Origin of the sequence: Haloarcula sp. JP-L23 (genome assembly GCF_011602445.1) — an archaeon.
Lineage (GTDB): Archaea > Halobacteriota > Halobacteria > Halobacteriales > Haloarculaceae > Haloarcula > Haloarcula pellucida.
Window position 1 is genome coordinate 2,623,596 of sequence record NZ_CP050014.1, and the last position, 12,255, is coordinate 2,635,850.

Genomic DNA, 12,255 nt, shown 5'->3' on the forward strand with positions numbered 1-12,255 from the left:
ACTCCCCTCGTGAAGAACATCACGGCAACCCAGCACAACCCGTTTGGCTTCGAGCCGCCGTGTGAGCCGTTCGTTCCGGGCTACGGTGATGCGAACGCGGACTTCCACGTCATCGGTGACCACCCCGGCGTCCACGGCGGCAGCGAATCGGGCATCCCCTTCACCGGGACCCCTGCCGCCGAGCGACTCCAGCGCGCGCTCGTTGCGGGCGGCCTCCTGCAGGAGGCCGGGACGCCGCCGACCGTCGACAAGACGTACCTCTCGTATCTGTTCCTCTGTGGCGACCGCGTCCCGACCGAAGCGGACTACGCGGACCACGAACCGATGTTCGATACCGAGGTCCGGGCCATTACCTCACACGTCCTCCTCCCGGTCGGCGAACGCGCGACGAAGCACGTCTTCGCGAACATGACCGCCGAACCGGCCGACGCCGTCGACATGGAGGAACTCCACGCGACGGAAGTTCGCGGCAGCGGGTGGCTCGTCTACCCCATCAAGGACCCCGTCGAGTGGACCGACGAGGACGAGGACGAACTCGTCGCCGCACTCACGGCGCTACTGGCGACCGACTACAGACAGGAAGCGGAACTGGGTCGGTTCCTCCCGGGCGACGAGGTCTGGCGCGTCCGCTGATACCGTCGGTTGCCAGCCAGTGGCGACCGTCTTCACGAAGGTGCAGTCGACAACAGGACTCAGGGTCGGAGGGCGGCCGCAGTGAGCGGCGCCGATTGCTCGCGGTAGTCTTCGAATCGGGCCTCGGCCCACGAGTGGACGGCTGGATGGTCGGTGTCGACGGCCGCCTGCAACACCCCGCGCTCGTCACGGACGAGGAGGTTCACCACGTCGTCGACGATAGTCACAGCGAGCGGTATCTCCCCGTCGTAGACGCCGATTGACGCCGTCTCCGTCTCGACGAGCGAACGGAGGCGGGCCCGCAGCGTCTCGTCTCCGGTGAGCGCGTCCACGGCACTCTGTGACAGAATCGCCCGGAACTGCTGACTCCCTGCCCGGTCGGCCGCGACCGAGAGGCTCTGGTCGTTGAACGCGTGGGAGAACGCCGTCACATCGTCGGCGTCGCGCATCAGCGAGAGGAGGCGCTGTAACGGCGCGTTCGGCCGCGTCTGTGACGGCGTCGTAATCGTGGCGTCCGCGAGGTGTCGCAAGTCGAAGTCCATCGCGTCAGTCGGTAGATAGTCGACGATATCCCGCAGGTCGCGTTCCGTCTCCAGAATGTCTAGTAAGTCTCTGAACCCCTCGGCGACGAGGCGTCCGGTCGCCGTCGCGACGTAGCCGCCCTCGGTCCGTCGGACCCACTTCCGGTCCTCAAAGTCACCGAGGATGCGCCCCAGCGTCGCCTGCGACGCACCGGTCTCGGCGGCGAGTTCCGAGCGTGTGTGCCAGTCGGCCGCGAGGAGCTCTAACACCGCGACCCGATTCGGTGAGAGCGCGAGAAACTCTATCTCCGAAAGCGTGGCGTCCATACCGGCGCTTGCTGGCCCGTACGGATACGGTTTTCGTGTCGTGCAATAGTTTCACTCCGTGAAATACCGCCGCGGGTCGTCGGTCCCTACCCGTCGTGTAAGAGTTTCTGAACGAGACTATAACCCTACTACGTCTACTCGAAAGTACGATGATACAGCCGTCATATGCGATTCTCTTGCGTGTCTCGGTACCCGGTCAGTCCGTCGGCGAGGTGTTGCTATAACGATGGTGTCACGACGTGTCCTCGCACTCGGTGTGGCCGCCAGCGTCCTCTTTGGCGGTACGTTCGTCGCGGCGAAGGCCGGCCTCGACCACTTCCCGCCGCTCCTGTTCGTCGCGCTCCGGTTCGACGTCGCCGCCGTGGCGTTGCTCGGCTACGTGGCGCTCACCCGGTCTCGGATCGACCTGCTCCCCCAGAGCCGTGGTGACGCGCTGGGTATCCTCTCGACCGGACTGCTGGCGCTGGGCCTGACCAACGCGCTCCTGTTCGTCGGCCAGCAGGACGCCACCAGCGCCGTGGGCGCCATCGTCTTCAGCCTCAACCCCATCCTGACCCCCGTGTTCGCGGCCCTGTTGCTGGCCGACGAGCGTCTCTCGAAGCGCGGTGCGGTCGGCCTGCTCGTCGGCTTGCTCGGCGTCGCACTGGTCGTCAACCCCGACCCCGAGATGCTGTTCAGTGGCGGCGGCGGCAAACTCCTCCTGTTCGGCGGCGCGGTCAGCGGGGCGCTCGGGAGCGTCCTCGTCCGCTGGAGCGACAGCGACCTCTCTAGCACCGTCCGGACGGCGTGGGCCCTGCCCGTCGCCGCCGCCCTGTGTCACGGACTTAGCTGGCAGGCCGGCGAGTCCGTCGCCGCCGTTAGCTGGGTCCCCGCGGCGTTCGGCGCGCTCCTCTACGTCGGCGTCTTCGCCGGCGCCGTCGCCTACGTGGCCTACTTCGGCCTGCTCGACCGGTCGGGTGCGACCCACGCGAACCTCGTGTTCTACGTCGTTCCGGTCGTCTCGACGCTCGGTGGGTGGGCGCTACTGGGCGAGTCCATCTCGGAGCTAGCCGTCGTCGGCTTCCTCACCATCTTCGTCGGGTTCGCCGTACTGGGCAGCGAGTCCATCGCCATCCCGTCCATCGGTTCCCGACTGCCTACCGACGCCGTCGTCTCCACCGACGCCCTCGACGTCGGCGAGGACGCGACCGGGTTCGAATCCGACTGAACACCCGGGCCAACCTTCATTATATAGGCCAGCAAACATGCTCGTATGGACTGCAGAGTTGTCGTCGAGGCAGCCGTCCCCGTCTACGACGTAGCCACAGCCGACGAAGCGGTCCGAATCGCTATCTCGAAGACCGGCGATATGCTCAATCCGGACCTCAACTACGTCGAGATCAACATGGGCGAACGGAGCTGTCCACACTGCGGGGAGGAGTTAGAGCCTGCGTTCCTCGCGGCCGACGAGAGCCTCGTCGCGCTCGAACTGGAGATGACCGTCTTCAACGTCGAGCGTGACGAACACGCCGCCCGCATCGCGCGAAAGGAGATCGGCCAGCGACTGGAGAACATCCCGCTCGACATCGTCGAGATAGAGGAGATCCCGGACGAGGACGAACCGGCGGAAGCGGAGACAGACGACACGGAGGCGGACGACACCGCGACCGACGAAGAGATACTACCCGAGTTCGAGGAACTCATCGACGAATAGCCGTCGGCGACGTCTCGCAGTCCGTTTTCGGCCGTGGCAGCCGCTGAGTAGCGGCGCTTCCGAAGGAACGATGCGGGAGAGTCAGTCAGCGGCGGCAGAAACAGGCTCTTTCTCCTCGGCGGTCATCTCCGAGGTAATTCCATCGGCGATAGCGAAGACAGCGGCCTTGTGGTCTGTCTTCGACTTGTGAATCGATGTCGGCTTGACGCCGAGTTCGGCGTACTCGTCGTGTTCGACCGTAGAACCGGTGTCTTGTTCGTAGTGGTTCTGTACTTGTGCAAGCAGGCCGTGAAGGTGAATGAGTTCCTGCTTCTTCATGGTCAACCCTTGCTAGAGGACGGAGGGTTATAGTACTACTCTGACGGTAGTTAACACACCGACTCGATGATAAAACGTTAGGATAGGCGGTCTTAGACGGCCGAATTCACGTAGCGGGTCACGTCCGACCGGGGCCGGTGTCGGTGGGTTTGAAAGATTTTTGACGCCGGGCCGTCCACTGTGTCGTATGGACTACGACGATATGCTCGACCGGGCGATGTCGGAGACGCCCGACATAGAGGGGTCGTCAGAGCGGTTCGAGGTACCGGACCCCGAGGTCAGACAGGAGGGGAACGTCACCGTCGTGGAGAACTTCCAGTCGCTGTGTGACCGGTTGGGTCGGGAGCCAGACCACGTCCTGCAGTTCCTCCAGACGGAGGTGGGGACCAGCGCGCACATCGACGAGAGCGGACGGGCACGGCTCACCGGGTCGTTCGGCGCCGACCGTCTGGGAACGGCTATCGACGAGTACGTCGACGAGTTCGTCCGCTGTTCTGAGTGTGGGCTCCCCGATACGCGACTCGAAAGCGAGGGAGACGCACTGCTGTTGCGCTGTGAGGCGTGTGGTGCGCGCTCGGCGACCAGCGGCTAGTTACTGGAGCCCTTTCAGCGTCTGTAAGTCGCGGTCGGTTCGTGTAAATTCTGCGAGGCGTCTGCTCGCGTGACAGTTCGGGCAGTGATACAGCGTGTTGTGTGTCGGTAACTCGCTCGGCGTCGACTCCCAGTCTTTCGTGCACTCGGGACAGAGCAACCGGACGTACGCTTCCTCCATGTGTGATATTGACACACGCCGGAGGTGGAAAAAGGTTGGCGTCTCCCCACTGGTCTGCCTCAGACAGTGTCGGCGTCAGGGGTCCAACGAAGCCGTCTACGCCGGGACGTTCTCGGCTTCGAGGAGTTCCTTGTAGCGGTTGCGGATGGTGACCTCCGAGATGTTGGCCACGTCACCGACTTCGCTCTGGGTGACCTTCTCGTTGGTCAGGAGCGCAGCGGCGTAGACGGCGGCGGCCGCGAGGCCCACCGGCGACTTCCCGGAAAGGATGCCCGCCTTGCGAGCGCGTTCGATGAGTTCGCGGGCCTGCCGCTCCGTCTCGTCGCTCAGGTCGAGGTCCGAGACGAACCGCGGGAGGTACTGCTCGGGGTCCGCCGGCTTGACTTCGAGGTTCAGTTCGCGGACGATGTAGCGGTAGGTCCGGGTCAGTTCCATCTTATCGACCCGGGAGACGACCGCCATCTCGTCGAGCGAGCGGGGACTCCCCGCCATGCGCGCCGAGGCGTACAGCGCCGACGTCGCGACACCCTCGATGGAACGGCCGGGAAGCAGGTCTTCGTCGAGCGCGCGGCGGTAGATGACACTCGCCGTCTCGCGGACGTTCTGCGGGAGGCCGAGCGCCGAGGCCATTCGGTCGATCTCGCCCAGCGCCTGCTTGAGGTTGCGCTCTTTGGAGTCGCGGGTGCGGAACCGCTCGTTCCACGTGCGCAGACGTTGCATCTTCTGGCGCTGGCTGGACGAGAGCGACCGCCCGTAGGCGTCCTTGTTCTGCCAGCCGATGTTGGTCGACAGGCCCTTATCGTGCATCATGTTCGTCGTCGGCGCGCCGACGCGGGACTTCGAGTCACGCTCCGAGGAGTCGAACGCACGCCACTCGGGTCCCCGGTCGATACTGTCTTCTTCGACGACGAGCCCACAGTCCTGACAGACCGTCTCGCCGTGTTCGGTGTCTGTCGTGACGTTGCCGCCACACTCGGGACAGACGTCCTGCTGTTCTGTCGTCTCCTCGCCGATGTCTCGCTCCTGTACTTGTTCTTCTGTCGTGTTGCGTACTGTGGATTCACTCATGGTGGGTGTTCCCCGACTGCCGGGTGCGTAATGCTAAAGAACCCTTGCTGGGTTTCTCTTACCAATAGTTAGTTCGACAAGTATAAAAACCTTTCGCTATTCTTGGTACCTAACCGCACGATAGCGCCGTGATAGGCCGTAACACGCGCGGACACTCGCGTACTTAAGCCTGCCGGCGTGCGACGAACGCTACCGCGACCAGCGCCGCCAGTGCGACGGCGGCGGTGAACCCGGGACCGGACCCGCCGGTCGTGGACTCCTCATCCATCTCGGTCATCTCCTCCATCTCGGTCATCTCCTCCATCTCCGTCTCCGTCGGCTCCTCGGTCATCGAGTTCTCGGTCGCCGACTCGACCGAGAGGTCACCCACGGCCACGACGGCACTGCCGGCGGCGACGTAGGGACCGTCGGCGCTACCCTCGCTCTCGGCGAAGGTGTAGGTCTCGTCACCGTCGGTGTCGCGGTGTGCCATCGGAACCAGCGTCGTGTTCTCGGTGACGGTGTCCGAGAGCGTCACGGTGACGTTCTCGTGCGTGCCCGGTCCGAGATACGCCGAGGTGCCGCGGATGCTCTCGAAGACCGCACCCTCCGTGACCGACGCGTCGTGGACCGTCACGAAGCCCCCGTCCTGCAGCGTCACGGCGTCGACAGTGACCGTCTCACCGTCGGTGGTCTGGGACTCGAACGCGAGACTGGCCTCGATGGTCGTCTGGGCCGTGTCCACGACGGCGTCACCGCCGACGGTGTACGGACCGTCCGCGTCGCCCTCGCTCTCGACGAAAGTGTAGCTCTCGTCGGCGTCGCTGTCGGCATGGGGCATCGCGACGAGCGTCTGGCCGCTGGCGAGTCGTTCGTCCAGCGTCACGGTGACGTTCTCGTGGACGCCCGGTTCGAGGTACTCGGAGTGGCCGACGACGCTGTCGAAGACGGCCCCGTCGAACAGCGTCGCGTCGTGGACGACGACGAAGCCACCTTCCGAGACGTCGACCCGGTCGACGACGACGGTGGTGCCGTCGCTCGACTGGTCGGCTATCGTCACGGACGCCGAGACAGTGACCTCACCAGTGTCGGTGACGGCACTCCCCATGTTCGTATAGGGCCCGTCGTCCTTGCCGTTCGTCTCGACGAAGTCGTACGTCTCGTCGTCGTCGGTGTCGCGGTGGGGCATCGCCACTAACGTCGTGTCGTTCTCGACGGGCGTGTCGAGAGTGACGACGACGTCGGTGTGGTAGCCCGGTTCGAGGTACGTCGACGTGCCGCGGACGCTGTCGAAGACGGCGCCCTCAGCGACGCTACCGTCGTGAATCGTCACGAACCCGCCGTCAGGGACGAAGACGCTCTCGACGACGACGCTGTGGCCGCCGGTGGCCTGTGCGTCGAACGTCGTCCGTGCCGTGTCTGTGACCGTCACGGCGGCGGTGTCGACGACCGCGCTCCCGTCAGCGGTCGCGTACGGGCCGTCTGCCTCCCCTTCGCTCTCCTCGAAGGTGTAGGCCTCGTCGTCGTTCGTGTCCATGTGGGCCATCGGGACCAGCGTCGCGTTATCCGTGACTGGCTCCGACAGCTGGACGCGCACGTCCTCGTGGACGCCCGGGCCGAGGTACGCCGAGGTGCCGCGGATGCTCTCGAAGACGGCCCCCTCCGTGACCGACGCGTCGTGGACCGTCACGAACCCGCCCTCGGAGAGGACGACCCGGTCGACGACGACGCTGTCGCCGGTAGTCGGTTGGTCGCTCATCGAGACGCTGGCCGAGACGGTCACGTCCGCGCCGTCCAACACGATGTCGCCGTCCGTCGTGTAGGGCCCGTCGGTCTGGCCGTTCGAGGCGACGAACTCGTAGGTCCGGTCGCCGTCGGTCTCCATGTGGGCCATCGCGACGTACGACCCGTCGCTCACGTCGTCGGTGAGCGTCACGGTGACGTTCTCGTGCGTGCCCGGTCCGAGGTACGTCGACGTGCCGGCGACGCTACCGAGGACCGCCCCCTCGTTCAGCGAGGCGTCGTGGACGGTGACGTACCCGCCCTCGGGTAGCGTCACCGAGTCCACAGTGACCGTGTCGCCGTCGCTGGTCTGGTTCGCGAACGTGACGCTCGCCCCGTTGGAGGCCTGTGCCAGTTCGGAATCGGTGCCAGTCTCGGCCGCCGCGACGCCGGCGGTACCGGACGTCAGGACGGTGAGCGCTATCAGCGCAGTCAGGATGCGTTGCCGCATACCCGGTCAGACCGGAGACGTATAAAAAGGGATTTTCCGAACTGCGACCGGACTGTCACCCAATTTGCACCCCACTCCCGCCCACGTGTAGCGGTTTGTCGGCTCGGCGGTCGATGCTGGCGAGGACAGGATAGACGGACGTGCTTAAAAATCGCGACGGCGACGGCCGCTCGGTTCTCAGTCCCAAGTCGTCCACGTGAGCACTGCGAGGCCGACGGCTTCCAGTACGTGCAGGACCACCATCGCCTGCCACGCCGGGTCGGGAACCGCCGTACTGAACCACTCCGCCAGAAGCGGGTCGAGCAGGTAGAAGTACAGCGCGAAGGCGTTCTCTCCGAAGAGGAACAGGGCGAACAGGAGGGGGCCGAGCGTGTGCTTCGAACGGAGTTCGTAGTAGTTGCGCCCCCAGACGTAGACGAGTCCCGCCAGTAACAGCATGTTGACGGCCACCGCGACGCGTGCGACGTCAATCCAACCGACCATTGCTCCACCCTTTCAGATTGCCGCTGATATACTCTTTCCCAATTTCAGCCATAGTCACTCTGCGGTCTCCATTATCTCCTCGACCGTGTCCCAGTACTTGCGTGTGCGGTCGGTCGGCAGGTACACCGCGCCGTAGTCGTCGCCACTGTCGGTGACGATGTCGTTCTCCTCCAGAACGTCGAGGTGGTGCCGGACCGTCTTGTAGTCGAGGTCGAGCGTCTCTGCCAGTCTGTTCGCGTTCCGAGGCCGGTCGTCGAGCGCACGGAGGATGCGGATACGGTTCGCTCCGCCCCGCGTACTCGTCAAGACGTACCACAACACGGCCTCCATCGTCGTGTCCAACTCTTGGGGCCTACGTATAACCACCGGCCCGTGACGGCAGAAACGCCGGTCACGTCACCGACAGCGGTGTGGAGGAGTACTCAGGTGGCTCCCGAAAGCCCGTCAGTCGTCGACCCGACCGTACCCGCGTCCGGCGACGCGTGGGCGACCCGCACCTTCGCGTCACCGTCTGCCGCCTCGTCCCAGTACCGACCGCTACCGCAGCAGTTCCGGCCGCGATACTCTGCAGGACGTTGCGTCGTGTTGGCCTCATACTGAGACCCAGTCGAGGTCGGTGGACTGATACGTAGTAAATACTCTCTAGAAACTCACCCGATTTCAGTTCCGCGCAGTCACTGTGTGAAAAGATGGCCCTCGGTCGGTACGTCGAACAGGCCGATGCGGGCGCCCGCGTCCAGCCACGCGTGCCCGTAGGAGAACGACGCCAGCGCGTTGACGAGGTCGTCCTCCGTGCGGAAATGGCGCCCGTCTTCGAGGTACGACGACGCCATCTCTTCGCAGTCGAGCGCGGCGTCGTGCATCGGCGTCCCCTCGGGCGGCGCGATCTCGGCGGCGTCCAGTGCCTCGGCGAGCAGTCCCTCGTACCGGTCTGTCTTCTCGGTCAGGTCGGCGGCCATAGCCGGAGCGAGCGACGGCGAGCGTGTAAGCCTGTCGGCGTGGCTGTGTGCCGTCGACACGACAGCGCAAGGTAAATACGCCGCTGTGGAGTAGCACGGGTAATGACAGACACCGAGGACCACCGCCGACTTATCGTCGCCGGGACCGGCATCGCCGGCCTGACAGCGGCCATCTACGCCGCCCGCAGCAACAACGACCCCCTCGTCCTCGAAGGGGACGAACCGGGCGGCCAGTTGACGCTCACGAGCGAAGTCGAGAACTACCCCGGCTTCCCCGAGGGCATCTCCGGCCCCGACCTCATCAACGAGATGAAAGCGCAGGCCGAGCAGTTCGGCTCCGACCTGAAACACGGTGTCGTCGAGAACGTCGACGATTCAGAGCGCCCGTTCCGCGTCGAACTCACCAACGGCGACGTCTACACCTGTGACGCCTTCATCGCCGCCTCGGGTGCCAGCGCCCGCACGCTGGGCATCCCCGGCGAGGACGACCTGATGGGCTACGGCGTCTCGACGTGTGCGACCTGTGACGGCGCGTTCTTCCGCGGCGAGGACATGCTGGTCGTCGGCGGCGGCGACGCCGCCATGGAGGAAGCTCACTTCCTCACGAAGTTCGCCAACAAGGTGTACATCGCCCACCGCCGCGAGGAGTTCCGCGCGGAGGACTACTGGATAGACAAGGTCCAGAAGAAGGTCGAGTCGGGCGAGATCGAGATCATGCGCAACACCGAGGTGCTGGAGATGCACGGCTCACCCGAGGACGGCGTGGACCACGTCACCCTCGCCCGGAACGACGCGGGCTATCCCTCCGAGAAACTCGACGACGACGAGACGGAGGTGTTCGACTTCGACGTGGGCGCCGTGTTCATCGCCATCGGCCACACGCCGAACACCGACTACCTCGAAGACACGGGGGTCGAACTCGACGAGACGGGCTACATCGTCGCGAAGGGCGGCAAGGGCGGCGGCCAAACCGCCACGGACGTCCCTGGGCTGTTCGGGGCCGGCGACGTCGTCGACTACCACTACCAGCAGGCCGTCACCGCCGCCGGGATGGGCTGTAAGGCCGCCATCGACGCCGACGACTACCTCGAAGACCTGCCCGAAGCAGAGAGCGAGGCCGAGGCCGCCGCGGAAGCGGCGGACGACTGAGGACTATCGTCCCCTGACCGACTGCGGTTTCCCGTTTTCGAACTGGCATACGTGTAGACACGCCTCACTCTGTCTTTATTCACTCAGCGGTCGTCTCTCCGCCTATGAAAACCGTCACGACCACCGTCGACATCGACGCGACCCCCGAAGATGTCTGGGCGACGCTGACCGACTTCGACGCCTACCCGGAGTGGAACCCGTTCGTCACGGCTATCGAGGGCACCGTCGCCGAGGGTGAGCGCCTCAGCGTCCGTATCGACCCCCCGGAGGGGCGAGGCATGGGATTCGAACCCCGAGTCACGGCTGCCGACCCCGGCGAGCGACTGGAGTGGGTCGGCAAACTGGGCGTCCGTGGCCTCTTCGATGGCCGCCACGAGTTCAGGCTGGAACCCCTCGACGACGGCGGCACCCGACTGCACCACCGCGAGTCCTTTTCGGGCCTGCTCGTCGGTCTGCTCCTGAACGAGGCCGACATCCGGGCAGGATTCGAGGCGATGAACGAGGCGCTGAAGACCCGTGTCGAATCTGCCGCCCCGTCGCCAGCGGGGAACGGAGACGACACGGACCCCGTCGCGGCCTGACACGCGGCGGGCACGAACCCGACAGACCCTTCCGTCGGGTGGGCGAACGGGTCCTTATGGCTAGTGACACTGTCACGCTGACTATCGAAGGCGACGACGCGACCGACGAACTGACCGTTCCCAGCGGCCTGCTGGACATCCTCCGCGAGGAGGCCGACGAGACGGACCCGCAGGTCGTCGGTGACATCGCGATGTTCGGTCTCGCTCAGCGAATCCACGGCGCCGTCCACCACAGTCAGGGCGAACCGGACGAAGAGATTGCGGCGCTCGAAGAACTCACGCTCGACCTCTTCGAGGAGCGCTTCGGTGCGACGTTCGGCGAACTGACCGGCCACGACCACTAACTCGGGTTACTCGGTTCGACCGTCTACCGACCACGTCAACAGGACGCCGTCGTCGAGTCGTTCGACGCCGGTGAGGTCCAGCGCCGGGAAGTCCTCGACGAACCCGTCGCCGTCGGCGAGCGTCGGGGCGTCCCGTCCACCCAAGATTTTCGGCCCGACGAACACGGAGAGTTCGTCGACAAGCCCCTCCTCGAACAGGCCGAAGATGAGTTCGCCACCGCCTTCGACCATCAGTTGGTCGACGCCCTCACCCTCTAGTTTGGCGAGTACCGTCGTGAGGTCGACCCGGTCCTCGCCGGCGGCGATGACGTAGGCGCCCGCGGCCTCCATCTCCTCGATGAAGTCCGTCGGCGCGGCCTCGCTGACGAGCAGATACGTCTCCGCCGAGCCGTCGAGGACCCTCGCGTCCGGCGGCGTCCGGATGCGCGAGTCGGCGACGACGCGGGCGGGGTTTGCCGGGTCGCCTCGCTCGGTCCGCGCCTCGCGACGGTCCGGATCGTCGACCGTCAGCGAGGGGTCATCGGCCAACACCGTCCCGACGCCGACCATGACGGCGTCGCTGTCGGCCCGTAACTGGTCGACTCTATCGAAGTCGTCGGGCCCGGAGATAGGTATCTGCTCACGGCGCCGCGTAGAGAGCTTCCCGTCGGCACTCATCGCGGCGTTGACGACTACGTGCATACGACACGGCAGGCGAGTAGAGAGGAAACGGGTTTCGGTTCTGGTGAATCAGGTGGTGTTCGCGTCGGGTTTGCTGGCCAGTTTCTCGACGTCGAGTGACTTCTGGCCGCCGTCTGCGGTCCGCAGACGGAGGGTCGTCCCGTCGAGGACGAGTTCGTCGACGTCGATGGTGGTCTCGCTCGTCCATCCCTTCAGCCGAACCATCCCCGCCTCGTCGATCTCTATGAACGTCCGCGGGCGTTCGGAGGCCCCCATCGTCCACGTCTCGCCGCCCAGCGAGACCTCCTGGCCCCCGGATTTGGCCCAATGAAACACGCAGACGTGCTGTTCCCGGGGGTCCTCGCCGCGGTCGTGGTCCACTCGTTCCCACTCCTCGTAGTCGACGCCGAAGTGTGCCGCCCACAGTTCCAGATACTCGAAGTCGAACCGCTTTTTCCCGCCATCGTCTCGACCGCTCCGCCAGATGACGTGTGCCTCTGAGGGTTTCGATCCGAAGAGACTACCCACGTTACGC

General features: G+C 65.2%; 17 protein-coding genes. 7 read left to right on the top strand and 10 right to left on the bottom strand.

The window, feature by feature from the left end; genetic code table 11:
- Positions 1-9: 9 nt before the first annotated feature.
- The gene (locus tag G9465_RS13635; RefSeq protein WP_166970886.1) at positions 10-633 is read left to right on the top strand and encodes a uracil-DNA glycosylase family protein; all 624 of its coding nucleotides are present in this window, start codon (positions 10-12) and stop codon (positions 631-633) included.
- 59 nt (positions 634-692) lie between these two features.
- On the opposite strand, the gene G9465_RS13640 is transcribed toward G9465_RS13635, so the two are convergent.
- Positions 693-1,481 (bottom strand): winged helix-turn-helix domain-containing protein, encoded by a 789-nt coding sequence (locus G9465_RS13640; RefSeq protein WP_166970888.1) that lies wholly within the window; start codon positions 1,479-1,481, stop codon positions 693-695.
- Positions 1,482-1,707: 226 nt separating this feature from the next.
- On the opposite strand from G9465_RS13640, the gene G9465_RS13645 reads away from it, so the two are divergent.
- Both G9465_RS13645 and G9465_RS13650 read left to right on the top strand, forming a co-directional pair.
- Positions 1,708-2,688 carry a DMT family transporter gene (locus tag G9465_RS13645; protein ID WP_166970890.1) on the top strand — a complete coding sequence of 327 codons (981 nt, stop codon included), beginning with the start codon at positions 1,708-1,710 and terminating at the stop codon, positions 2,686-2,688.
- A gap of 45 nt (positions 2,689-2,733) precedes the next feature.
- Positions 2,734-3,174: a DUF555 domain-containing protein gene (locus tag G9465_RS13650; RefSeq protein ID WP_166970892.1), complete on the top strand. Its 441-nt coding sequence runs from the start codon at positions 2,734-2,736 to the stop codon at positions 3,172-3,174.
- 81 nt (positions 3,175-3,255) lie between these two features.
- Here the strand turns inward: G9465_RS13650 and G9465_RS13655 are convergent, their stop codons facing one another.
- On the bottom strand, positions 3,256-3,492 hold the full coding sequence (locus G9465_RS13655) for a UPF0058 family protein (RefSeq protein ID WP_166970894.1): 237 nt from the start codon (positions 3,490-3,492) through the stop codon (positions 3,256-3,258).
- Positions 3,493-3,679: 187 nt separating this feature from the next.
- Between G9465_RS13655 and G9465_RS13660 the strand changes: the two genes are divergently transcribed.
- A complete protein-coding gene (locus G9465_RS13660) occupies positions 3,680-4,084 on the top strand; it encodes a translation initiation factor IF-2 subunit beta (RefSeq protein ID WP_166970896.1) in 405 nt (134 codons plus the stop codon).
- Here the strand turns inward: G9465_RS13660 and G9465_RS13665 are convergent, their stop codons facing one another.
- From G9465_RS13665 to G9465_RS13690, 6 genes are all read right to left on the bottom strand, one after another.
- Entirely contained in the window at positions 4,085-4,264 is a 180-nt protein-coding gene (locus G9465_RS13665; protein ID WP_166970898.1) for a hypothetical protein, read from the bottom strand. It abuts the gene before it with no gap.
- Positions 4,265-4,360: 96 nt separating this feature from the next.
- Positions 4,361-5,332 (bottom strand): transcription initiation factor IIB family protein, encoded by a 972-nt coding sequence (locus G9465_RS13670; protein WP_166970900.1) that lies wholly within the window; start codon positions 5,330-5,332, stop codon positions 4,361-4,363.
- A 163-nt stretch (positions 5,333-5,495) separates the two neighbouring features.
- Complete coding sequence (locus G9465_RS13675; protein ID WP_166970902.1) at positions 5,496-7,544, bottom strand: PGF-CTERM sorting domain-containing protein; 2,049 nt, start codon at positions 7,542-7,544, stop codon at positions 5,496-5,498.
- 177 nt (positions 7,545-7,721) lie between these two features.
- Positions 7,722-8,027 (bottom strand): hypothetical protein, encoded by a 306-nt coding sequence (locus tag G9465_RS13680; protein ID WP_166970904.1) that lies wholly within the window; start codon positions 8,025-8,027, stop codon positions 7,722-7,724.
- Positions 8,028-8,081: 54 nt separating this feature from the next.
- Complete coding sequence (locus G9465_RS13685) at positions 8,082-8,357, bottom strand: winged helix-turn-helix domain-containing protein (protein ID WP_166970906.1); 276 nt, start codon at positions 8,355-8,357, stop codon at positions 8,082-8,084.
- 344 nt (positions 8,358-8,701) lie between these two features.
- Complete coding sequence (locus G9465_RS13690; protein WP_166970909.1) at positions 8,702-8,986, bottom strand: DUF357 domain-containing protein; 285 nt, start codon at positions 8,984-8,986, stop codon at positions 8,702-8,704.
- A gap of 102 nt (positions 8,987-9,088) precedes the next feature.
- On the opposite strand from G9465_RS13690, the gene G9465_RS13695 reads away from it, so the two are divergent.
- The 3 genes from G9465_RS13695 (at position 9,089) to G9465_RS13705 (ending at position 11,060) form a co-directional block, all read left to right on the top strand.
- Positions 9,089-10,135: an NAD(P)/FAD-dependent oxidoreductase gene (locus G9465_RS13695; protein WP_166970911.1), complete on the top strand. Its 1,047-nt coding sequence runs from the start codon at positions 9,089-9,091 to the stop codon at positions 10,133-10,135.
- A 104-nt stretch (positions 10,136-10,239) separates the two neighbouring features.
- Complete coding sequence (locus G9465_RS13700) at positions 10,240-10,716, top strand: SRPBCC domain-containing protein (RefSeq protein WP_166970913.1); 477 nt, start codon at positions 10,240-10,242, stop codon at positions 10,714-10,716.
- 56 nt (positions 10,717-10,772) lie between these two features.
- A complete protein-coding gene (locus tag G9465_RS13705) occupies positions 10,773-11,060 on the top strand; it encodes a hypothetical protein (RefSeq protein ID WP_166970915.1) in 288 nt (95 codons plus the stop codon).
- Between the two features lie 6 nt (positions 11,061-11,066).
- Here G9465_RS13705 and G9465_RS13710 read toward each other — a convergent pair whose 3' ends face one another.
- Positions 11,067-11,741: a 2,5-diamino-6-(ribosylamino)-4(3H)-pyrimidinone 5'-phosphate reductase gene (locus G9465_RS13710; protein WP_166970917.1), complete on the bottom strand. Its 675-nt coding sequence runs from the start codon at positions 11,739-11,741 to the stop codon at positions 11,067-11,069.
- Between the two features lie 48 nt (positions 11,742-11,789).
- Positions 11,790-12,248, bottom strand: a complete 459-nt coding sequence (locus G9465_RS13715) for a hypothetical protein (protein ID WP_166970919.1) — start codon at positions 12,246-12,248, stop codon at positions 11,790-11,792.
- Between the last annotated feature and the right edge of the window lie 7 nt (positions 12,249-12,255).